The sequence below is a fragment of the Streptomyces kanamyceticus genome (genome assembly GCF_008704495.1).
In the GTDB taxonomy this organism is placed as follows: domain Bacteria; phylum Actinomycetota; class Actinomycetes; order Streptomycetales; family Streptomycetaceae; genus Streptomyces; species Streptomyces kanamyceticus.
This window is the reverse complement of record NZ_CP023699.1, coordinates 1967644-1988394: the sequence shown is the minus strand read 5'-3', so window position 1 is coordinate 1988394 and position 20751 is coordinate 1967644. Positions and strand designations below refer to the sequence as shown.

Here is a 20751-nt window from a genome sequence, read left to right as displayed (position 1 = left end):
AGTGCGATGGGTTCGTCTTCGCTGGTCGTCGACGGTGTGACGTTGACCTACCCGGACGGGGGCGGTCGGCTGACCGCGCTGGACGGTGTGGGGCTCGATGTGCCCGCCGGAACCATGACCGCCGTCGTCGGTCCTTCCGGGTCCGGGAAGTCCAGCCTGCTGGCCGTGGCCGCGACGCTGGTCACGCCGGAGCGGGGGCGGGTCGTGGTCGACGGGGTGGAGACGGGGGCGTTGACCCCGTCCGAGAAGGCGGAGCTGCGGCGGACGCGCCTCGGGATCGTCTTCCAGCAGCCGAACCTGCTGGCCTCGTTGACCGCGGTGGAGCAGTTGGAGCTCATGGCGCGGGTGGCGGGGGTGCGGCGGGGGGCGCCGGAGAGGGCGCGGGAGTTGCTGTCGGCGGTCGGGCTCGCGGGGGAGGCGGCTCGGCGACCGCACCAGCTGTCGGGCGGGCAGCGGCAGCGGGTCGGGATCGCGCGGGCGTTGATGAACGAGCCCGCGGTGCTGCTGGTGGATGAGCCGACGAGTGCGTTGGACCATGAGAGGGGGGCTGTGGTGATGGACCTCTTGGCGGAGCTGACGCGGGTGCGGGGGACGGCGACGGTGCTGGTCACGCATGATCGGGCGCGGCTTGGGGTGGCGGATCGGGTGGTGGAGATGGTGGATGGGCGCCTGGCGGGGGCCTGAGCGGGTGGGGTGGGCTGGTGTCGCCTTGGGTTCGTCTTGGGGGCGGGGCCGCGGGGGTATGTGCGTACTCGCCATCCCGGGGCGGGGGCTAGTAGGGCTTGCTTCCTTGCCTCGGTCTGCACTGTGCTCCGTTCGCACATACCCCCACGTCCCCTCGGGAGCGTTCGCGGCTGCGGGCCGGTGGGGGTTCCGTCCCCCCGCCCGCGCCGTGGCTTGTGCCCTCGTTCCCGCTCCTCGGCGACGGGGGCTGTGCCCACCCTTCCCCAAGCTCTCGGCTTCGCTCGAGCAGGGGAGGCCCCACTCGCCCAGCGGCACGATTGCCCACAGCGGGAGCGGCCCTGCCCACCGGGTCCGGCCCATCGGCGCGGTCGCCCGCAGCGGTAGCCCACCGGCGCGCGGTCGCCCACAGCGGGAGGCGGGGGCGGGGGCGGCAGCGGCCCGCAGTCGCCGTCCGGCCTGAGGGGACGTGGCGGTATGTTCGCCCGGAGCACTGGGGGCCTCGTTCCGAGGTGCCCAAGCCGTGGCAATGCTCTGGGACGGCGAGGACGGACATACCGCCGCGGCCCCGCCCCACAGCAGGCGAGGCGGCTCCTACAGGAAGGGCCCGTCGCGGAGATTCGGGTGGGCGGGTGGGGACGTATCCGCCGCGGAGCGGCGGGGTTGGGGTTCCTACAGGGGGAGATCGGCGCCGAGAAGGGGCGCTACGCGGTCGGCGTCGCGCTGGCCAGCGCCGCTGAGAGTTCTACCGCCACCTCTTGCAGGACCGGCACGATCTTGTCCGTGGCGGACTCGGTGACGCGCCCGGCCGGGCCGGAGATCGAGATCGCCGCCGCCGTGGGCGAGTTGGGCACCGGCACCGCCAGGCACCGCACGCCGATCTCCTGTTCGTTGTCGTCGACCGCGTACCCCGTGCGCCGGACCTCCTCGAGCGCGTCGAGGAACCCTTCCGGCGTGGTGATGGTCTTCTCCGTGGCGGCAGGCATCCCCGTGCGGGCGAGGAGCGCCCGGACCTCCTCGGGAGGCGTGTGGGCGAGGAGGGCCTTGCCCACGCCGGTGGAGTGCGGGAGGACCCGCCGACCCACCTCGGTGAACATCCGCATGGAGTGCTTGGACGGCACCTGCGCGACGTACACGATCTCGTCGCCGTCGAGCAGCGCCATGTTCGCCGTCTCGCCGGTCTCCTCGACGAGCCGGGCGAGGTAGGGGCGGGCCCACGTGCCGAGCAGCCGGGACGCCGATTCGCCGAGGCGGATCAGTCGCGGACCCAGCGAGTAGCGGCGGTTGGCCTGCTGACGTACGTAACCGCAGGCGACGAGCGTACGCATGAGGCGGTGGATCGTGGGGAGCGGAAGACCGCTGCTGGCGGAGAGCTCGCTGAGGCCGACCTCGCCCCCGGCGTCCGCCATCCGCTCAAGGAGGTCGAAGGCGCGCTCGAGGGACTGGACCCCACCGCTCGCGGCGGCGGGTTTGGAGGCGGCGACTTCAGCAGATGCGTCGCTGGCGCTGGACGTCGGCACGGCGCGTTCCTTTCGGTGCTGGCGGGCAAGGGAGCAGCCTACCGGGCGGTTCTTCCCAAGGGTTCTTGCGCGTCACGACGTCGCCGCCGGTCAGAGGGGCTCAGGGGGGTCTTTGTCCGCGTCTTCGCTGGGATGTCCCGTGATCCCTCGACGGTCCGGTTGTGGATACCTACGTTCTGGTAAGCGGAATTCTAATTCCACGTTGTGGAAACGTCCAGTGTGCCGGAGCGAGGAAATCGACCCTTGACGTCTCGCGGTCGAGCGTGAAAACTCCTTCAACAGAACGTTGAATTCCGTTAAGCGGAAACACAAGGTCTGTGAAGCGGAACAGAAGAGAGGGGACACGGGTGTCGGAACAGGACGTGGCCGCTGAGCTGGTTCTTCGCTCGACTCGCGTCATCACGCCGGAGGGTACGCGGGCCGCATCGGTCGCCGTCGCCGGCGGGCGGATCGTGGCCGTCGGCGCGTACGACGCCGAGGTGCCGGACGGCGCTCGCCTGGAGGACTTCGGCGACGACGTCCTGCTGCCCGGCCTCGTCGACACGCACGTCCACGTGAACGACCCCGGCCGTACGGAGTGGGAGGGCTTCTGGACCGCCACCCGGGCCGCGGCCGCCGGTGGCATCACGACCCTGGTCGACATGCCGCTCAACTCCCTGCCGCCGACCACGACGGTCGACAACCTGCGGACCAAGCAGGACGTGGCCAGGAGCAAGGCCCATGTCGACGTGGGTTTCTGGGGCGGCGCCCTGCCCGACAACGTGCGGGATCTGAAGCCGCTGCACGACGCGGGTGTATATGGGTTCAAGTGTTTTCTGTCGCCCTCGGGAGTCGATGAGTTCCCCGAGCTGAACCAGGCGCAGCTCACCGCCTCCATGGCCGAGATCACCGGGTTCGGCGGGCTGCTCATCGTGCACGCCGAGGATCCGCACGAGCTGGCCGTGGCGCCCAGCAAGGGCGGCCCCAAGTACGACGACTACCTCCAGACCCGTCCCCGTATCTCCGAGGACACGGCGATCGAGGGCCTCATCGCCGTCGCCAAGCGGCTCGGCGCGCGGGTGCACGTGCTGCACCTGTCGTCCTCCGACGCCCTTCCGCTCATCGCCGCGGCCAAGCGCGAGGGTGTCCGGCTGACCGTCGAGACCTGCCCGCACTACCTGACGCTCACCGCCGAGGAAGTCCCGGACGGGGCCAGCGAGTTCAAGTGCTGCCCGCCCATTCGGGAGGCCGGTAACCAGGACCTGCTGTGGGCCGCGCTCGCCGACGGGACCATCGACTGTGTCGTGACCGACCACTCGCCGTCGACCGCCGAGCTGAAGACCGACGACTTCGCGACCGCCTGGGGCGGCATCTCCGGGCTGCAGCTGAGTCTGCCCGCCGTCTGGACCGAGGCCCGTAAGCGGGGGTACGGGCTTGAGGACGTGGTGCGGTGGATGTCCACCCGTACCGCACAACTGGTCGGACTCGACCAGAAGGGCGCCATCGAAGCCGGCCGCGACGCCGACTTCGCGGTCCTCGCGCCCGACGAGACCTTCACCGTGGATCCCGCGGAGCTGCAGCACCGGAACCGGGTCACGGCGTACGCGGGCAAGACCCTCAGCGGCGTCGTGAAGTCCACCTGGCTGCGCGGCGAACGCATCCTGCACGGCGGCGAGTTCAGCGAACCCGCGGGCCGACTTCTGGAAAGGAACAACTGATCACTGTGACGACGGCGATACCCTCCTACACCGGCGACGCGAGCCCCTACGGCGGCGGCGAGCCCTTCGCCGACTACCGCACGGCCGACTTCCCCTTCACCCAGTACGCCAACCTCGCCGACCGGCAGCTCGGCGCCGGTGTGATCGCCGCCAACGACGAGTTCTTCGCGATGCGCGAGAACCTGCTCCTGCCGCACGACGCCGTCTTCGACCCGGAGCACTTCGGGCACAAGGGCAAGGTCATGGACGGGTGGGAGACCCGCCGTCGGCGCGGTGTGTCCGGTGAGCACCCGTGGCCCACCGCCGACGACCACGACTGGGCGCTCGTCCGCCTCGGCGCGCCGGGTGTCGTGCGCGGCATCGTCATCGACACCGCCCACTTCCGCGGCAACTACCCGCAGGCCGTGTCCGTGGAGGGGACGAGCGTCGAGGGTTCGCCCACTCCCGAGGAACTCCTCGGCGACGACGTGAAGTGGACGACTCTCGTACCGCGTACGGCGGTTGGCGGGCATGCGGCCAACGGTTTCGCCGTGGACGTCGAGCAGCGCTTCACGCACCTGCGCGTCAACCAGCACCCGGACGGCGGCATCGCCCGCCTCCGTGTGTACGGCGAGGTCGCCGCCGACCCCAAGTGGCTCGCCGCGCTCGGCACGTTCGACGTGGTCGCCCTGGAGAACGGCGGCCAGGTCGAGGACGCGTCCGACCGCTTCTACTCCCCGGCCACCAACACCATCCAGCCGGGCCGCTCCCGCAAGATGGACGACGGCTGGGAGACCCGCAGGCGGCGCGACAACGGCAACGACTGGATCCGCTACCAGCTGGTCCAGCAGTCCGAGATCCGCGCCGTCGAGATCGACACCGCGTACCTGAAGGGCAATTCGGCCGGTTGGGCCTCCCTTTCCGTACGCGACGGCGAGAGCGGCGAGTGGGTCGAGGCGCTGCCGCGCACCCGCCTGCAGCCCGACACCAACCACCGCTTCGTCCTCGACGCGCCGGTCGTCGGCACGCACGTCCGCGTCGACATCTTCCCCGACGGCGGCATCTCGCGGCTTCGCCTGTTCGGTTCGCTGACCGAGAGCGGCGCGGCCAAGCTGGCCGCCCGCCACCAGGAGCTGGGCGGCTGATCCGCCCCCACTGAACGTGGGGCGCACCGGGTGGACAGCCCCGGTGCGCCCCGCAACCAGTTCCGCTCGCGGTCAGGCGGCGTGGCCGCCGTCGACCGACAGTTCGGTGCCGGTGACGTACGCGGCGTCCTCCCCGGCGAGATAGCCGACCAGGGACGCCACCTCGTCGGCGGAGCCGAAGCGGCCGAGTGCCGTCATGGCGCTCTGCGCGTCGGCGTAGGGGCCGTCCGCCGGGTTCATGTCGGTGTCGATGGGACCGGGCTGGACCAGGTTCGCCGTGATCCCGCGCCCGCCCAACTCCCGTGCCAGCGCCTTGTTCAGACCGATCAGCGCGGCCTTGCTCGTCGCGTAGAGCGTGCCGCCGGGGCCCGGCACCCGCTGAGCCATGCAGCTGCCGACGGTGATGATCCGGCCGCCGTCCCCGAGCCGCCCGGCCGCCGCCTGCGAGGCCAGGAAGACCCCGCGTACGTTGACGGCGATGACCCGGTCGACATCCGCGAGGGTCAGGTCACCGATCGGGCCGAGGACCCCGATGCCCGCGTTGTTCACCAGGATGTCCAGGCCGCCCAGGTCGTCGGCGGCGCGCTCCACGGCGCCCGCGGCGTCCCCGGCGTCGGCCGCGTCCGCCTTGACGGCGAAGCCGCGCCGCCCCATCGACTCGATCTTCGCGACGACCTCGTGGGCCGCACCCTCGTTCTGTACGTAGGTGATCGCCACGTCCGCGCCCCCCTGTGCCAGGCGCAGCGCGATCGCCGCGCCCATGCCGCGGCTGCCGCCGGTGACCAGGGCCTTCTTGCCGGTGAGAGTAGACATGCTTCTCGTACCTCTTCTGTGTGTCCGTGCTGGTATCCGGCGACTTGCGCCGTAAGTGCTTACGAGTTCAATCAAAGGCGTTCGTACGGGTCCCGGCTGGCGGTAAACGGACGCGGATCTCGGCGGCCCGGCGGCGATGACTTCCGGGGCGCCGACGGGTCTCAGTAGGTGACGGACACGGAACCCATCCGAGAGAAGGCACGCACCATGAAGCTCACCTTCACCCAGTTCCTCACCCTCGACGGCGTCATCCAGGCCCCGGGCGGCCCGGAGGAGGACCGCAGCAGCGGCTTCGAGCACGGCGGCTGGTCGGTGCCCTACGGCGACGACGACTTCGGCGCCTTCGTCACCGAGGTCTTCGACCGGGCCGACGCCTTCCTGCTCGGCAGGGGCACCTACGAGATCTTCGCCGGGTACTGGCCCAAGATGACCGACCCCGCCGACCCGGTGGCCTCGCGCCTCAACTCCCTGCCGAAGTACGTCGCGAGCACCACCCTGACCGCCGCCGACTGGCAGGGCACGCGGATCATCGGCCGCGACGACCTGGTCAAGGACGTCACCGCGCTCAAGGAGCAGCCGGGGCGCGAGCTCCAGATGCACGGCAGCGCGGGCCTCGCGCGCTCCCTCATGGCGCACGACCTGATCGACACCCTGCACCTGCTGACGTTCCCCGTGGCCCTCGGCGCGGGCAAGCGGCTCTTCGCGGAGGGCGGCCTGCCCACCGCGTTCCGGCTCGCCGGGTCGCGTACGACGTCCAAGGGCGTCGTCATCAGCACGTACGAGCGTGCGGGGCGCCCGGAGTACGGCAGTTACTGAGCCGCGCGACCGGCACGTGAGACGCGAGGCGCGAGCCCTTCCCGGCGCGATCTTCGACGGATACGGTGTGCGCTCCGCGTGCGAGCCGCCGAAGTCTCCACACCGCCGCAGCTGTTGCCGCTCCCGTCGGCCGCTGCCGCACCCGTTGGAGACCGCGCCCCGTGTCGACCCTCGCCGCCCCCGCCACGCTTGCCCCGCGCCGCGCCTGGCTGACCGACCTGCCCGTGTTGCTCGTGGCCGTGGTGTGGGGCGCCAGCTACCTCGCCGCCAAGGGCATCACCACGGCGCACACGGTCGTCGCCGTGCTCGTCCTGCGGTTCGCGGTGGTGCTGCCCGCCCTGGTGGCGGTCGGCTGGCGGTCCCTGCGGGGGCTCGGGGCCGCGCAGTGGCGCGGGGCCGGGGTCCTCGGCCTGATCCTCGCCGGGATCTTCCTCCTGGAGACCTACGGCGTCGTGCACACATCGGCGACCAACGCGGGCCTGATCATCAGCCTCACCATGGTCTTCACACCGCTCGCCGAGGCGGCGGCGCGGCGGGCGCGGCCGCCGCGCGCGTTCCTGGCCGCCGCCGGGCTCTCCGTGCTCGGCGTGGTCCTGCTGACCCAGAGCGGCGGCTTCACCAGGCCTTCGCTCGGCGATCTGCTGATCCTGCTCGCCGCCCTCGCCCGCACCGCGCACGTCCTCGCCATGGCGCGCATCAAGGTGGTGCGCGACGCCGACTCGCTCTCCCTCACCACGGTCCAACTGGGCAGCGCGGTCCTGGTGTTCGCGCTGCTCGCGGCCGCGGGTACGGGCGCGACGCCGTGGTCCGTCGCCGCGGGCTTCGGCGCGCGGGAGTGGGCGGGCCTGCTCTTCCTCTCCGTCTTCTGCACCCTCGTCGCCTTCTTCGTACAGATGTGGGCGGTGCGCAGGACCTCGCCGTCGCGGGTGAGCCTGCTGCTCGGCACGGAGCCCCTGTGGGCCGCGGTCGTCGGCATCGTGATCGGCGGCGAACGCCTCGGCGCGCTGGGGCTGTTGGGCGGGGTGCTGGTCCTTGTGGGGACCGGCTTGGGACGCCGGGTGCGGTGATGTCGCCGATGCGTGGGAGAAGTGCGGGCGAAGAGCGGAATGTGCTCGGTTAACAGCCGGTAACTCCCGGAAAATTCCCCGCACTTGACGTTGACACGCCAACCTCTACGCGCGTCACACTGGACCCATGCGAATCCCCCCACGAATCGTCAGCGTCACTGCCCTCGCCGCCGCCCTGCTCATCGGCGGCCCCGTCGCGGCCACCGCGAGCGCGGCGCCCGCAGCCCCCGTCTCGTACTCCGTCACCGCGGTCGGCAAGATCTGCTACTCCGCCCTGCCCTCCCAGGCGCACGACACCCTGGACCTGATCGAGAAGGGCGGCCCCTACCCGTACCCGCAGGACGGCACCGTCTTCCAGAACCGCGAGGGCGAGCTGCCCAAGCAGAGCTCCGGCTACTACCACGAGTACACCGTCATCACGCCCGGCTCGGACAACCGCGGTGCCCGGCGCATCGTGACCGGCGACAAGAGCCAGGAGGACTACTACACCGCCGACCACTACGCGTCCTTCGACCTGGTGGACCGCGGCTGCTGAGGTCCCGGGCCGTACGGCAGGGGCGCCCTGTCAGCGTGACTTGCGGCTCTCCGCCGCGGCGAACAGCGCGACGGCGAGGACGAGCAGGGTGACGCTCGCGTAGATCTCGTATCCGTCGAGGAGACCGAGGCGCTGCACGACGCCCCAGCCGTCCAGGCTGCCGGTGAGCTCATGGATCAGGCCGGCCGCTCCCTGGATCAGCAGCAACACGCCAAGGACCTCAAGTACCTGTCTCATACCGGGATCCTCGCCCCGGCGCTTCCCCACGCACATCCGCCACGGGGCGAGGATTCCCCTCCCGCGCGGGTCCGAAAGTCTCGGACCTGCGCGACTTTCGTAGATGATCACGCGTGCGGGATGCCCGGGGCCGTGGGCAGTGCGTAGATTTGTCGACCATGAGCGGCACCGAGCCCACCCCCCAGCCCCTGGCCAGAAGGCCGTGGGCGCTGCCGTCCGCCGTCGCGAGCGAACTCGACCCCGACCACGCGCGGCGCCGCGGCACCCGGCGGACCGTGCGCGACTGGCTCGTCGACTTCGTCTGCTTCATCGCGGCCGTCCTGATCGGCATGATCGGCGCCGACTCGGTCGGCGACAATCCGCACATCTCCGCGGGCTACGCCGAGCTCGACCAGGTGATCGGCGCGCTCGCCTGCGCCGCGGTCTGGCTGCGCAGGCGCTGGCCGGTGGGTCTCGCCATCGCCATGCTGCCGGTGGCGGTGGCCTCCGACACGGCGGGCGGCGCCGCCGCCCTCACGCTCTTCACCCTCGCGGTGCACCGGCCCTTCCGGTACGTCGCGTGGGTCGGCGGGATCTCGGTCGCGCTGGTGCCCCTCACCTACTGGGTGCGGCCCGACTCGGAGATGCCTTACGGGATCGCCATCGCCTTCGGCGTCGTCCTGACCGCGGCGGTCATCGGCTGGGGCATGTTCGTACGCTCCCGCCGCCAGCTGCTGCTCAGCCTGCGCGACCGCGCCGTGCGCGCCGAGAACGAGGCCGCGCTCCGCGCCGAACAGGCCCAGCGCCTGGCCCGCGAGTCCATCGCCCGCGAGATGCACGACGTCCTCGCGCACCGGCTGACACTGCTCAGCGTGCACGCGGGCGCCCTGGAGTTCCGCCCCGACGCGCCCCGCGCGGAGATCGTCCGCGCCGCGGGCGTCATCCGGGAGAGCTCCCACGAGGCACTGCAGGACCTGCGCCAGGTGATCGGCGTCCTGCGCGGCGGCGACGCGGACGCGTCGGGCCGCCCGCAGCCCACACTCACGGCCCTGGACACCCTGGTCGCCGAGTCCCGCGCGGCGGGCATGAAGGTCGCCCTCGACAACCACGTCGCCGACCCGGCGGCCATGCCCGCGGCCATCGGCCGCACCGCGTACCGCATCGCGCAGGAGGCGTTGACCAACGCCCGCAAGCACGCCCCGGGAACGGAGGTGACCGTCGTCGTGTCGGGCGCGCCCGGCGAGGGCCTGACGCTCTCCGTGCGCAACCCCGCACCGGTCGGCGACGTACCGAAGGTGCCGGGCTCGGGGCAGGGGCTGATCGGCCTCGCCGAGCGCGCCTCGCTCGCGGGCGGCAGGCTCGGGCACGGCGTGCCGCCCGAGGGCGGCTTCCACTTGGAGGCGTGGCTACCGTGGGCCCCATGAACACCATCAGGCTGCTCCTCGTCGACGACGACCCCCTGGTCCGCGCCGGACTCTCCTTCATGCTCGGCGGCGCGGACGACATCGAGATCGTGGGCCAGGCGGGCGACGGCAGTGAGGTCGCCCCGCTGGTCGGTGAACTCCGCCCCGACGTCGTCCTGATGGACATCCGCATGCCCACCATGGACGGCCTCGCCGCCACGGAGGCGCTGCGCAAACGGCCCGACGCCCCCGAAGTCATCGTCCTCACCACCTTCCACGCCGACGAACAGGTCCTCCGGGCGCTGCGGGCGGGCGCCGCGGGCTTCGTCCTGAAGGACACGGCACCCGCCGAGATCGTCGCCGCGGTACGCGCGGTGGCCGCGGGCGAACCGGTGCTCTCGCCCACCGTGACCCAGCAGTTGATCACTCAGGTCACCGGCGTGGACCCGCAGACGGACCGCAGGCGGCGCGCGGTGGAGCGGCTCGGCTCGCTGGCCGAGCGCGAGAGGGAGGTCGCCGTCGCGGTCGGCAGGGGCGGCTCCAACGCGGACATCGCGGCGGAACTGTTCCTGAGCGTGGCCACCGTCAAGGCGCACGTCTCCCGCATCCTGACCAAGCTCGACCTCAACAACCGGGTGCAGATCGCGCTGCTCGCGCATGACGCGGGGCTGCTCGACGAGCCGCGCTGAAGGGGTGCGGGGGCTTCCCGTCCGGTGATAGAAGTCCCCTCATGACTGAGCCGCCCCTGCCGGAGTCCGCGCCACAGCCCGCGTCGCCCGATACCCAGCCCGTCGAACCGGTCGAGCCGGTCGAGCCGATCGATTTCGAGATGGCACAAAAGGTCCTGGACGCCCAGCCGTTCAGCCGTCTCGTCCGCACGCGCATCACGCGGTTCGGCGACGGCGCGGCCACGCTGGAGATCGACATCCGCGAGGAACTCCACCAGCAGAACGGCTTCTTGCACGGCGGCGTCCTCGCGTACGCGGCGGACAACAGCATCACCTTCGCCGCGGGCACGACGCTCGGACCCGCCGTGCTGACCTCCGGATTCTCCATCCAGTACGTACGCCCGGCGACCGGCGCCAAGCTGATCGCCCGCGCCACCGTCGCGCACTCGGGACGGCGACAGGCGGTGGTGCGCTGCGAGTTGCTCACCGTGAGCGGCGTGGCCTCGGGGGGAAGCGCCGTGGACGCCGAGGTCCTGTGCGCGATCGCCCAGGGGACCGTGCTCTCCACGGCGTGAGCGGTGTGAACAGCGCGGCGCGTGTCAGCCGCCGGGAATCTCCGCCATCCGCACCGGCCTGCGCTCGCGCCGCGACTGCTCGCACGCCTCCGCGATCCGCAGCGCGTGCAGCGCCTCGCGCCCGTCGCAGGGGTTCGCCCGCCCTCCTCGTACGACCTCGACGAAGGCGGCGAGCTCCGCCTCGTAGGCGGGTGCGAACCGCTCGATGAAGCCCGGCCAGGGCTTGTCCGGTGCGGCGGGGCCCGCGAGTTCCGCCGAGGTCAGCGGCGTGCGGTCGTCCAGGCCGACCGCCAACTGGTCGAGCTCGCCGGCCAGTTCCATGCGGACGTCGTAGCCCGCTCCGTTGCACCGGGTCGCCGTCGCCGTGCAGAGCGTGCCGTCGTCCAGGGTGAGCAGGACCGCCGCCGTGTCGACGTCGCCCGCCTCGCGGAACATCGCGGGGCCCGCGTCCGAACCGGTCGCGTACACCTCGGTGACCTCGCGCCCCGTCACCCAGCGCAGGACGTCGAAGTCGTGCACCAGGCAGTCGCGGTACAGGCCGCCGGAGAGCGGCAGATACGCGGCGGGAGGCGGGGCCGGATCCGAGGTGATCGCCCGCACCGTGTGCAGTCGGCCGAGGGCGCCCGCGCGGACCGCGTCGCGCGCCGCCGCGTACCCCGCGTCGAAGCGGCGCTGGAAGCCGAGCTGCAGCACCGTGCCCGCGGCATCGACCTCGGCGAGGGCGGCCAGCGTGCCCGGCAGGTCGAGCGCGATCGGCTTCTCGCAGAACACCGGGAGCCCGGCGCGGGCCGCCCTGCCGATCAGTTCGGCGTGTGCCGAGGTGGCCGCGGTGATCACCACGGCGTCCACCCCGAGGGCGAACACCTGCTCGACGGAGGGAGCCGCCTCCGCCCCGATCCGTTCCGCGAGGTCGGCCGCCCTCGTGCCGTCCGCGTCGGCGACGACCAGGGACGTCACCTCGGGATGACGGCCGAGGGTCACCGAGTGAAATGTGCCGATACGGCCCGTTCCGATGAGTCCGATGCGCATGGACCCACACTCGCCACGCCCCGCCGCTCCTGTCAATGCTTTGTCCTGACAACAGAACTGTCCTGACAACAGAACTTCCCGTCAACATCTCCCGGGGCTACGCTCGCCCCGTGTCCAAACCAGTCGCCAAAGCAGCCCAGGACAAGCCGGCCAAGGACCCCACCGTCGCGCTGCGCCTCGGCGTGGACCGCAGCAGCCCGGTCCCGCTCTACTTCCAGCTGGCCCAGCAGCTGGAAGCGGCGATCGAACGCGGTGCCCTGACCCCCGGCAGCCTCCTCGGCAACGAGATCGAGCTCGCGGGGCGGCTCGGCCTGTCCCGGCCCACCGTCCGCCAGGCCATCCAGTCCCTCGTCGACAAGGGCCTGCTGGTGCGGCGCAGAGGCGTCGGCACCCAGGTCGTCCACAGTCAGGTCAAACGCCCCCTGGAGCTGAGCAGCCTCTTCGACGACCTGGAGGCGGCGGGCCAGCGACCCGAGACCCGCGTCCTGCGCAACACCGTCGAGGCCGCGTCCGCCGAGGTCGCGGCGGCACTCGGGGTCGGCGAGGGGGACGAGGTGCAGCTCATCGAGCGGCTGCGCCTTGCCCACGGCGAGCCCATGGCGTACCTGACCAACCACATCCCCGGCGGGCTCCTCGACCTCGACACCGAGCGTCTGGAGGCCACCGGGCTCTACCGCCTGATGCGCGCGGCGGGCCTCACCCTGCACAGCGCGCGCCAGTCGGTGGGAGCCCGCGCCGCGACCGCCGACGAGGCGGAGCGGCTCGCCGAGCCGGGCGCGGGTGCCCCGCTGCTCACCATGCGCCGCACGACCTTCGACGACACGGGCCGGGCGGTCGAGTTCGGCTCGCACGTGTACCGGGCCTCGCGCTACTCCTTCGAGTTCCAGCTCCTCGTACGGCCGTAGGCGTCAAGGTGCGGCCGTAGGCGTCAAGCTGCTCACGGTCGTCAGAATGTTCTGACAAATTCATTGACGCTGCCGTGGGACCGCCGCTAGAACTCCTCCAGCCGCAATCGGGCGGCCGGGAGAAGAGGTGGTCCCATGCGTACAGCCCGCACGGCCGCAGCCCTCATCGCGGTGCTCTCGCTCGCGGTCGGCTGCAGCAGTTCCGGCGGCAAGGACGACGAGGACACGTCGGGGGACGGTGGCGGGGGTGGGAAGGGTGTGAACACGCCCCGCCTCAAGATCGCGATGGTCACCCACTCCGGTGAGGGCGACACCTTCTGGGACATCGTCCAGAGCGGCGCCAAGCAGGCCGCCCGCAAGGACAACGTCGAGTTCCTCTACGCCAACGACAAGGAGGCCAAGGGGCAGGCCGAGCTCGTCCAGTCGTTCGTCGACAAGAAGGTCGACGGGATCGTCGTGACCCTGGCCAAGCCCGAGGCGATGAAGGCCGTCCTGGCCGAGGCGGAGGCCGCGGGGATCCCGGTCGTCACGATCAACTCGGGCGGCGAGTTCTCGGCGAAGTTCGGGGCGCTCGGTCACATCGGCCAGGACGAGTCGGTGGCGGGCGAGGCGGTCGGCGAGGAGCTCAACAAGCGCGGCAGGAAGAAGGCCCTCTGCGTCATCCACGAACAGGGCAACGTCTCCCTCGAACAGCGCTGCGCGGGCGTGAAGAAGACCTTCGACGGATCGGTGGAGAACCTGAACGTCCAGGGCACCGACGCGCCGGGCTCCCAGTCCTCCATCAGCGCGAAGCTCCAGGCCACCAAGGACATCGACGCCGTCGTCGCGCTCGGCGCGCCGATCGCCGCGTACTCGGTGAAGGCCAAGGAGGACGCGGGCAGCAAGGCGGAGGTCGACACGTTCGACCTGAACGCCGAGGTCGTCAAGCGCCTCAAGGCCAAGGAGGTCGGCTTCGCCGTCGACCAGCAGCCCTACCTCCAGGGCTATCTCTCCATCGACGAACTGTGGCTCTACAAGACCAACGCGAACGTCCTGGGAGGCGGCAAGCCCGTCCTCACCGGACCCGCGATCGTCACCGGGAAGGACGTACCGAAGCTGGAGAAGTACACGGCCAGGGGAACGCGGTGACCACACGCCGCGGTACCCGATGAACACATGCGTGATCCGCGTGGTCGATACTTGGGCGGCCGGGCCTGGGATCAGGACCGGCCGCACCGAGGAGCAGAACAAGAAGGGCACGGCGTCGTGGCAAGGGTGAAGACAGGGGTACGCGCCGTGGGCGCCGTGCTGGTGGCGGTGCTCGGAGCCTCCCTGATGGGATGCAGCAGCACCGGGGGCAAGCGTGCCGAGGACGCCCGCAAGGCGGCGGCCGCCGGCGGGAGGGCCGCGGTGGACACGCCGCGCTGGACCTTCGGCATGGTCACGCACTCCGGCGACGGCGACACCTTCTGGGACATCGTCCAGAACGGCGCCAAGCAGGCAGCGGTCAAGGACAACATCAAGTTCCTGTACGCCCATGACGACGAGGCCCAGCAGCAGGCCCAGCTCGTGGACTCCTACATCGACAAGAAGGTCGACGGGATCATCGTCACGCTGGCCAAGCCGGACGCGATGAAGGGCGCCCTGGCCCGCGCGGAGAAGGCCGGTATCCCGGTGATCACCGTGAACTCCGGCTCCGCGGAGTCCAAGGAGTTCGGCGCGCTGACCCACATCGGCCAGGACGAGACGATCGCGGGCGAGGCCGTCGGCGATGAGCTCAACAAGCGCGGCAAGAAGAAGGCGCTCTGCATCCTGCACGAGCAGGGCAACGTCGGCCACGAGCAGCGCTGCGAGGGTGCCAAGAAGACCTTCGAGGGCAAGATGGAGAACCTGTACGTGACGGGCACCAACATGCCCGACGTGCAGTCCTCCATCGAGGCCAGGCTGCAGACCGACAAGTCGGTCGACGCGGTCGTCACGCTCGGCGCGCCCTTCGCGGACGCCGCGGTGAAGGCCAAGGAGGGCGCGGGCAGCAAGGCGGAGATCGACACGTTCGATCTCAACGAGAAGGTCGCCGCGGGCCTGAAGTCCGGCTCGCTCGGCTTCGCCGTCGACCAGCAGCCCTACCTCCAGGGGTACGAGGCCGTGGACCTGCTGTGGCTGTACAAGTACAACGCCGACGTACTCGGCGGCGGCAAGCCCGTCCTCACAGGGCCCCAGATCATCACCAAGGACCAGGCCGCCGAGCTGGAGGAATACGCGAAGCGAGGGACGCGATGACAGCGACCGCACCCGCCCCGGCGCCGTCGCCGGGCACCAAGAGCGACGAGCGTCTGCTGAAGACGTCGCCGCTGAAGAAGCTCCTCGGCAGGCCCGAGCTCGGCTCGGTGGTCGGCGCCGTCGCCGTGTTCGTCTTCTTCGCGATCGTCGCGGACAGCTTCGTGCAGGCCACCAGCCTGGCCACGGTCCTCTACGCGGCGTCGACGATCGGCATCATGGCGGTGCCGGTGGCGCTGCTGATGATCGGCGGCGAGTTCGACCTGTCGGCGGGCGTCATGGTGACGACGTCCGCGCTGGTCTCGTCGATGTTCAGCTACCAGATGACCGCGAACGTCTGGGTCGGCGTCCTGGTCTCGCTGCTCGTGACCCTCGCGGTCGGCGTGTTCAACGGCGTGATGCTGACCCGCACGGACCCGCCGAGCTTCATCATCACGCTCGGCACGTTCCTGATGCTGACCGGCATGAACCTCGGCTTCACCAAGCTGATCAGCGGCACCGTCTCCACCAAGTCGATCGCCGACATGGAGGGCTTCTCCTCCGCCAAGTCCGTCTTCGCCTCGACGATCACCGTCGGCGGCGTCGACTTCAAGATCACCATCGTGTGGTGGCTGGCCCTGATCGCCGTCGCCACCTGGATCCTCCTCCGCACCCGCGTCGGCAACTGGATCTTCGCCGTCGGCGGCGGCGAGGACGCGGCCCGCGCGGTCGGCGTCCCGGTCGCCGCGACCAAGATCGGCCTCTACATGGGCGTCGCCTTCGGCGCCTGGGTCTCCGGCCAGCACCTGCTCTTCTCGTACGACGTCGTGCAGTCCGGCGAGGGCGTCGGCAACGAGCTGATCTACATCATCGCGGCCGTCATCGGCGGCTGCCTGATCACGGGCGGCTACGGCTCGGCGGTCGGCGCGGCCGTCGGCGCGCTGATCTTCGGCATGGTCAGCAAGGGCATCGTGTTCGCCGAGTGGAACCCGGACTGGTTCAAGTTCTTCCTCGGAGTGATGCTGCTCCTGGCGACCCTGCTCAACCACTGGGTCCGCAAGCGCGCGGAGGCGACGAAGTGACCGACAAGACCGACGTCAGCGACGCCGTACCGCCGCAGGCGGGGGAGCGCACCCCGCTCGTCGAGCTCGACGACGTCAGTAAGTACTACGGCAACATCCGCGCCCTCGAAGGCGTCTCCCTCGAAGTGCACGCGGGGGAGATCTCCTGCGTGCTCGGCGACAACGGCGCGGGCAAGTCCACCCTCATCAAGATCATCGCGGGGCTGCACCAGCACGACGCGGGCGCCTTCCGCATCGAGGGCGACGACACCCGGCTCGGCTCCCCGCGCGAAGCCCTCGACCTGGGCATCGCCACGGTCTACCAGGACCTCGCCGTCGTCCCCCTGATGCCGGTCTGGCGCAACTTCTTCCTCGGCTCCGAGCCGACGAAGGGCGTCGGCCCCTTCCGCCGCATGGACGTCGACCTCATGCGCGAGACGACCCGTGCGGAGCTGCTCCGCATGGGCATCGACCTGCGCGACGTGGACCAGCCCATCGGCACGCTCTCGGGCGGTGAGCGCCAGTGCGTGGCGATCGCCCGCGCCGTCCACTTCGGCGCGAAGGTGCTCGTCCTCGACGAGCCGACCGCCGCGCTCGGCGTCAAGCAGTCCGGCGTCGTCCTCAAGTACGTCGCCGCGGCCCGCGACGCGGGCCTCGGCGTGGTCTTGATCACGCACAACCCCCACCACGCGTACCTGGTCGGCAACCGCTTCGTCCTCCTCAAGCGCGGCGCGATGTCCGGCAGCTACGCCCGCGACGAGATCACCCTCGACGAACTGACCCGCCAAATGGCGGGCGGCTCCGAACTGGACGACTTGCGTCACGAACTGGAGAACCGCGCCTCTTAGCCGGGGCGCCCCGTCAGGGGCGAGCCCCGTAAGGGGCGCGGGGAACTGCGCGCTCAGCCCAGGAAAAGCCGCGGTCGCGTCTGCCGGGCCACCGAGCAGACGCGACCGCGGCTTCTTCTTTGGTTGCTCGCGCAGTTCCCCGCGCCCCTACGGGGCGCGCCCCTGACGGGGCTCACGCCCCGTGCCCGTTGTGCGCGCCCCCGCGAGCGTGAGGCAGAATCGCCGCAATGAGCACCTACCGCGACCTCGCGCACCGCGGCTCCGCACGAGCCACCGTCCTGCGGACCGTGGGCACGCGCGAACGCCGATCCCATCTGACGGCGCCCCGCGTCCCCACCGTCGGCATCGACATCGGCGGCACGAAGGTGATGGCGGGTGTCGTCGACGCCGACGGCAACATCCTGGAGACCCTCCGTACGGAGACCCCGGACAAGTCCAAGAGCCCGCGCGTCGTCGAGGACACCATCGTCGAACTGGTCCTCGACCTCTCCGACCGGCACGACGTGCACGCGGTGGGCATCGGCGCGGCGGGCTGGGTGGACGCGGACCGCAACCGCGTCCTGTTCGCCCCGCACCTGTCCTGGCGCAACGAACCCCTGCGCGACCGCATCTCAGGACGCCTCGCGGTCCCCGTGCTCGTCGACAACGACGCGAACACGGCGGCGTGGGCGGAGTGGCGCTTCGGCGCCGCCCGCGGCGAGGACCACCTGGTCATGATCACGCTCGGCACCGGCATCGGCGGCGCGATCCTGGAGGACGGCCAGGTCAAGCGCGGCAAGTTCGGGGTGGCGGGCGAGTTCGGCCACATGCAGGTCGTCCCCGGCGGGCACCGGTGCCCCTGCGGCAACCGCGGCTGCTGGGAGCAGTACAGCTCCGGCAACGCGCTGGTCCGCGAGGCCCGCGAGCTGGCCGCCGCCGACTCCCCGGTGGCGTACGGCATCATCGAGCGCGTCAAGGGCAACGTCCCCGACATCACGGGACCGCTCATCACCGAGCTGGCCCGCGAGGGCGACGCCATGTGCGTCGAGCTGCTCCAGGACATCGGCCAGTGGCTCGGCGTGGGCATCGCGAACCTCGCCGCCGCCCTCGACCCGTCCTGCTTCGTGATCGGCGGCGGCGTCTCGGCCGCCGACGACCTCCTGATCGGCCCCGCCCGCGACGCCTTCCGCCGCCACCTCACCGGCCGCGGCTACCGCCCCGAGGCCCGCATCGCCCGCGCCCAGCTCGGCCCCGAGGCGGGCATGGTGGGCGCCGCCGACCTGGCCCGCCTGGTCGCCCGCCGCTTCCGCCGCGCCAACCGGCGCCGCGTGGAGCGCTACGAACGCTATGAGCGGTACGCCGAGGCCCGCCGCTCCAACGACCGCACCTCCCAGGGAACCGCGTAGATGACCGTGCCCCGCCAGCCCTCGTCCCCGGAGCGTCCCGGCGCGGCCGGAAAACCGGACCGCGAGGGAGGCAAGACCGAGGACCGCCGCCACATGATCCGCCGCCGCTGGCTGACGGCGACGATCATCGTGCTCCTGATCGGGATCCCCGCCGGATACCTGGCGATCTCCGCGAGCCAGAGCCGCAACAGCGGCCGCGACAAGGAGGACAAGTACTCCGCGACCGGCCTCAGCGAGGGCTGGCCCTCCCGGGTCCAGCGCCGTCTGTACGACGTGCCGATCCCGCCGTACTCCAAGGAAGTCGCCTACTACGAGACGAACAACTGGCGCACGAGCCGTCTGTACGTCCAGTTCCTGACCAGCAACGAGGGCCTGGACAAGTTCCTCAAGCGGATCGGCACGTCCACGGGCAAGCTCGAACCCAAGGACATCACGATCAGCAAGCGCGACCAGAAGGTCGTCGGCTGGGAGTTCACCGGGCCAGGACCGTGGTCGGGCCTCACCCACTACGAGAAGAACCCGGCCCCGACGCAGGACGTCGTCGTGGACCGCTCCAACGCCAAACACCCCATGGTGTACGTGGTGTCGTCGACGACACCCTGACGGTGCCGCCGCGCCGGGCATTGTTGCCGGTGCGTGAAGCGGTGCCGGATCACTGGGCGGCGGGCGCCACGGCCTCTAGCGTGGCGCCCATGCATCCCTCGCGCCGCAAGGCGACCCCCGTCATGGGCAGCGCCCCGTCCGAAGCGTCGTACGACCGCGGCAGACTCCGTCAGTGGCTGGCGGGGGAGGCGCGCGCCGACGGCGTCGCGCGCCGGGACGTCCTCAGGCTCGTCGCCGCGGCGGGCCTCGCGTCGGCGGTGCCGGTGGGTCTCGCGGCGCCGAGGGCAGCCGCGGCAACCGCGGCCCCGGGCATCGTCAAGGACCTCCCCGCCGACCGCTTCACGATCCGCGGCACGAACGCAGAGACGCGCTTCGAGTCCCTCGCGGGCACCGGCCACACCACTCCCGTCTCCCACTTCTTCGTACGCAACCACACGGCGACGCCGCGGATCGACGCGGACACCTGGACCCTGCGGGTCTGGGGCGACGGACTGACGGGCGACGGACTGACGGGCGACGGACTGACGGGCGGCGCGCGGGAGTTCACGCTCGCCGACCTCAAGCGGCTGCCCGCCGTGTCCCGCACGGCGTTCGTCGAGTGCGCGGGCAACGGCAGGAGCCTGTTCGCCACGCAGCAGGGCCAAGAGGTCTCCGGCACCGCCTGGACGCTGGGCGCGGTCGGCGTGGCCCGCTGGCGCGGCGCACGCCTCTCCGACGTCCTGCGCCTCGCGGGCCTCTCGCACCGCGCGGTGGACGTGCTGCCGCGCGGCCTCGACGACGACTACGTGACGGCGGACGGCACGAACCTTGGCCGGGTCCGCCGCCCCCTGCCGCTCGCCAAGGCCCTGGACGACGTGATCCTCGCGTACGAGATGAACGGCGCGCCCCTGCCCCCGGACCACGGCCACCCGGTCCGCCTGCTCGCCCCCTCCTGGGTCGGCATCGCCTCGATCAAGTGGCTGGGCGACATCGAGGTCTCCTCAACACCCCTCTACTCGCCCTGGAACACGGACTTCTACCGCCTGTACGGCGACGGGTACCCGCCACAGGGCAGCGCCCCGCTCACCCGCCAGACCCTCAAGTCGGCGTTCGAACTCCCGTGGAACGCACGGCTTTCCACCGGCACCCGACACCGCCTCACCGGCCGCGCCTGGTCGGGCGCGGGCGCGATCGCCCGGGTCGACGTCAGCACGGACGCGGGCACGACCTGGCACCGCGCCCACCTCCACGACACCCCCCACCGCGCCACCTGGACCCGCTGGTCCCTGCCGTGGCGCCCGACGAGCCCCGGCCCCACGACGCTCCTGTCCCGCGCCACGGACACGACGGGCCGCGTCCAGCCGCGCACGACGAGGCACAACACGCAGGGGTACCTGTTCGACGCGGTGGTGCGGCACGAGGTGACGGTCGTCTGAGCGGCCCGATGTCAGTGGTCCTTGCGATGATCGAGGCGTTCAGCGTTCAGCGTTGGGTGTTGAGTGATTGACGTTCGCGTCACCGCAGAGACCGAGAGGACCGCAGCGCCATCGAAACCATCGGGGTCACCGACTTCAACCGTCGGGTCCGCCTG

At 71.3% G+C, this 20751-nt stretch carries 21 protein-coding genes; 17 read left to right on the top strand and 4 right to left on the bottom strand.

The features are described 5' to 3' along the window. The first annotated feature begins 6 nt into the window (after positions 1 to 6). The gene (locus CP970_RS07840) at positions 7 to 684 is read left to right on the top strand and encodes an ABC transporter ATP-binding protein (RefSeq protein WP_150493089.1); all 678 of its coding nucleotides are present in this window, start codon (positions 7 to 9) and stop codon (positions 682 to 684) included. A 701-nt stretch (positions 685 to 1385) separates the two neighbouring features. Here the strand turns inward: CP970_RS07840 and CP970_RS07830 are convergent. Beyond that, on the bottom strand, positions 1386 to 2201 hold the full coding sequence (locus CP970_RS07830; protein ID WP_055552629.1) for an IclR family transcriptional regulator: 816 nt from the start codon (positions 2199 to 2201) through the stop codon (positions 1386 to 1388). 347 nt (positions 2202 to 2548) lie between these two features. Between CP970_RS07830 and allB the strand changes: the two genes are divergently transcribed. Then, complete coding sequence (gene allB / locus CP970_RS07825; RefSeq protein WP_224058318.1) at positions 2549 to 3898, top strand: allantoinase AllB; 1350 nt, start codon at positions 2549 to 2551, stop codon at positions 3896 to 3898. A 5-nt stretch (positions 3899 to 3903) separates the two neighbouring features. Then, positions 3904 to 5022, top strand: coding sequence for an allantoicase (gene alc, locus CP970_RS07820; RefSeq protein WP_055552627.1), 1119 nt, complete (start codon positions 3904 to 3906; stop codon positions 5020 to 5022). A 72-nt stretch (positions 5023 to 5094) separates the two neighbouring features. Here alc and CP970_RS07815 read toward each other — a convergent pair whose 3' ends face one another. Next, a complete protein-coding gene (locus CP970_RS07815; RefSeq protein ID WP_055552625.1) occupies positions 5095 to 5835 on the bottom strand; it encodes an SDR family oxidoreductase in 741 nt (246 codons plus the stop codon). A 207-nt stretch (positions 5836 to 6042) separates the two neighbouring features. Between CP970_RS07815 and CP970_RS07810 the strand changes: the two genes are divergently transcribed. The 3 genes from CP970_RS07810 to CP970_RS07800 all read left to right on the top strand — a co-directional run bounded on the left by CP970_RS07810 (position 6043) and on the right by CP970_RS07800 (position 8253). After that, positions 6043 to 6651, top strand: a complete 609-nt coding sequence (locus CP970_RS07810; protein ID WP_055552635.1) for a dihydrofolate reductase family protein — start codon at positions 6043 to 6045, stop codon at positions 6649 to 6651. 161 nt (positions 6652 to 6812) lie between these two features. After that, entirely contained in the window at positions 6813 to 7718 is a 906-nt protein-coding gene (locus tag CP970_RS07805) for a DMT family transporter (RefSeq protein ID WP_055552623.1), read from the top strand. Positions 7719 to 7845: 127 nt separating this feature from the next. Continuing rightward, positions 7846 to 8253, top strand: a complete 408-nt coding sequence (locus tag CP970_RS07800; RefSeq protein WP_055552621.1) for a ribonuclease — start codon at positions 7846 to 7848, stop codon at positions 8251 to 8253. 30 nt (positions 8254 to 8283) lie between these two features. On the opposite strand, the gene CP970_RS07795 is transcribed toward CP970_RS07800, so the two are convergent. Beyond that, entirely contained in the window at positions 8284 to 8490 is a 207-nt protein-coding gene (locus CP970_RS07795) for a hypothetical protein (RefSeq protein ID WP_055552619.1), read from the bottom strand. Between the two features lie 158 nt (positions 8491 to 8648). Here CP970_RS07795 and CP970_RS07790 point away from each other — a divergent pair, with 158 nt between their 5' ends. The 3 genes from CP970_RS07790 to CP970_RS07780 all read left to right on the top strand — a co-directional run bounded on the left by CP970_RS07790 (position 8649) and on the right by CP970_RS07780 (position 11115). Next, positions 8649 to 9893 (top strand): sensor histidine kinase, encoded by a 1245-nt coding sequence (locus CP970_RS07790; protein WP_191094882.1) that lies wholly within the window; start codon positions 8649 to 8651, stop codon positions 9891 to 9893. After that, complete coding sequence (locus tag CP970_RS07785; RefSeq protein ID WP_055552633.1) at positions 9890 to 10561, top strand: response regulator; 672 nt, start codon at positions 9890 to 9892, stop codon at positions 10559 to 10561. The genes CP970_RS07790 and CP970_RS07785 overlap by 4 nt, the downstream gene beginning before the upstream one ends. A 140-nt stretch (positions 10562 to 10701) precedes the next feature. Continuing rightward, complete coding sequence (locus tag CP970_RS07780; protein WP_055552631.1) at positions 10702 to 11115, top strand: PaaI family thioesterase; 414 nt, start codon at positions 10702 to 10704, stop codon at positions 11113 to 11115. A 24-nt stretch (positions 11116 to 11139) separates the two neighbouring features. Here the strand turns inward: CP970_RS07780 and CP970_RS07775 are convergent, their stop codons facing one another. Then, complete coding sequence (locus CP970_RS07775; protein WP_055552615.1) at positions 11140 to 12144, bottom strand: Gfo/Idh/MocA family protein; 1005 nt, start codon at positions 12142 to 12144, stop codon at positions 11140 to 11142. Between the two features lie 35 nt (positions 12145 to 12179). Between CP970_RS07775 and CP970_RS07770 the strand changes: the two genes are divergently transcribed. The 8 genes from CP970_RS07770 to CP970_RS07735 all read left to right on the top strand — a co-directional run bounded on the left by CP970_RS07770 (position 12180) and on the right by CP970_RS07735 (position 20596). Then, on the top strand, positions 12180 to 13049 hold the full coding sequence (locus CP970_RS07770; RefSeq protein WP_079043825.1) for a GntR family transcriptional regulator: 870 nt from the start codon (positions 12180 to 12182) through the stop codon (positions 13047 to 13049). 135 nt (positions 13050 to 13184) lie between these two features. Next, the gene (locus CP970_RS07765; protein WP_055552611.1) at positions 13185 to 14177 is read left to right on the top strand and encodes a sugar ABC transporter substrate-binding protein; all 993 of its coding nucleotides are present in this window, start codon (positions 13185 to 13187) and stop codon (positions 14175 to 14177) included. A gap of 186 nt (positions 14178 to 14363) precedes the next feature. Beyond that, complete coding sequence (locus CP970_RS07760; RefSeq protein ID WP_107099047.1) at positions 14364 to 15308, top strand: sugar ABC transporter substrate-binding protein; 945 nt, start codon at positions 14364 to 14366, stop codon at positions 15306 to 15308. After that, positions 15305 to 16366: an ABC transporter permease gene (locus CP970_RS07755; protein WP_055552607.1), complete on the top strand. Its 1062-nt coding sequence runs from the start codon at positions 15305 to 15307 to the stop codon at positions 16364 to 16366. Before CP970_RS07760 ends, CP970_RS07755 begins: the two co-directional genes overlap by 4 nt. Continuing rightward, positions 16363 to 17193, top strand: coding sequence for an ATP-binding cassette domain-containing protein (locus CP970_RS07750; RefSeq protein WP_055552606.1), 831 nt, complete (start codon positions 16363 to 16365; stop codon positions 17191 to 17193). The genes CP970_RS07755 and CP970_RS07750 overlap by 4 nt, the downstream gene beginning before the upstream one ends. A gap of 227 nt (positions 17194 to 17420) precedes the next feature. Further along, entirely contained in the window at positions 17421 to 18578 is a 1158-nt protein-coding gene (locus CP970_RS07745; RefSeq protein ID WP_055556540.1) for an ROK family glucokinase, read from the top strand. Next, on the top strand, positions 18579 to 19181 hold the full coding sequence (locus tag CP970_RS07740; protein ID WP_055556538.1) for a hypothetical protein: 603 nt from the start codon (positions 18579 to 18581) through the stop codon (positions 19179 to 19181). A gap of 89 nt (positions 19182 to 19270) precedes the next feature. Next, complete coding sequence (locus tag CP970_RS07735) at positions 19271 to 20596, top strand: sulfite oxidase (RefSeq protein WP_055556547.1); 1326 nt, start codon at positions 19271 to 19273, stop codon at positions 20594 to 20596. The last annotated feature ends 155 nt before the right edge of the window (positions 20597 to 20751 follow it).

What these genes read in the sequence shown, in the direction of transcription:
- CP970_RS07795 (WP_055552619.1), bottom strand. Translation starts at nt 8,490, where the DNA reads ATGAGACAGGTACTTGAGGTCCTTGGCGTGTTGCTGCTGATCCAGGGA.
- CP970_RS07790 (WP_191094882.1), top strand. Translation starts at nt 8,649, where the DNA reads ATGAGCGGCACCGAGCCCACCCCCCAGCCCCTGGCCAGAAGGCCGTGG.
- CP970_RS07785 (WP_055552633.1), top strand. Translation starts at nt 9,890, where the DNA reads ATGAACACCATCAGGCTGCTCCTCGTCGACGACGACCCCCTGGTCCGC.
- CP970_RS07840 (WP_150493089.1), top strand. Translation starts at nt 7, where the DNA reads ATGGGTTCGTCTTCGCTGGTCGTCGACGGTGTGACGTTGACCTACCCG.
- CP970_RS07810 (WP_055552635.1), top strand. Translation starts at nt 6,043, where the DNA reads ATGAAGCTCACCTTCACCCAGTTCCTCACCCTCGACGGCGTCATCCAG.
- CP970_RS07765 (WP_055552611.1), top strand. Translation starts at nt 13,185, where the DNA reads ATGCGTACAGCCCGCACGGCCGCAGCCCTCATCGCGGTGCTCTCGCTC.
- CP970_RS07745 (WP_055556540.1), top strand. Translation starts at nt 17,421, where the DNA reads ATGAGCACCTACCGCGACCTCGCGCACCGCGGCTCCGCACGAGCCACC.
- CP970_RS07760 (WP_107099047.1), top strand. Translation starts at nt 14,364, where the DNA reads ATGGGATGCAGCAGCACCGGGGGCAAGCGTGCCGAGGACGCCCGCAAG.
- CP970_RS07775 (WP_055552615.1), bottom strand. Translation starts at nt 12,144, where the DNA reads ATGCGCATCGGACTCATCGGAACGGGCCGTATCGGCACATTTCACTCG.
- CP970_RS07780 (WP_055552631.1), top strand. Translation starts at nt 10,702, where the DNA reads ATGGCACAAAAGGTCCTGGACGCCCAGCCGTTCAGCCGTCTCGTCCGC.
- CP970_RS07740 (WP_055556538.1), top strand. Translation starts at nt 18,579, where the DNA reads ATGACCGTGCCCCGCCAGCCCTCGTCCCCGGAGCGTCCCGGCGCGGCC.
- CP970_RS07815 (WP_055552625.1), bottom strand. Translation starts at nt 5,835, where the DNA reads ATGTCTACTCTCACCGGCAAGAAGGCCCTGGTCACCGGCGGCAGCCGC.
- CP970_RS07735 (WP_055556547.1), top strand. Translation starts at nt 19,271, where the DNA reads ATGCATCCCTCGCGCCGCAAGGCGACCCCCGTCATGGGCAGCGCCCCG.
- CP970_RS07770 (WP_079043825.1), top strand. Translation starts at nt 12,180, where the DNA reads ATGCTTTGTCCTGACAACAGAACTGTCCTGACAACAGAACTTCCCGTC.
- CP970_RS07755 (WP_055552607.1), top strand. Translation starts at nt 15,305, where the DNA reads ATGACAGCGACCGCACCCGCCCCGGCGCCGTCGCCGGGCACCAAGAGC.
- CP970_RS07800 (WP_055552621.1), top strand. Translation starts at nt 7,846, where the DNA reads ATGCGAATCCCCCCACGAATCGTCAGCGTCACTGCCCTCGCCGCCGCC.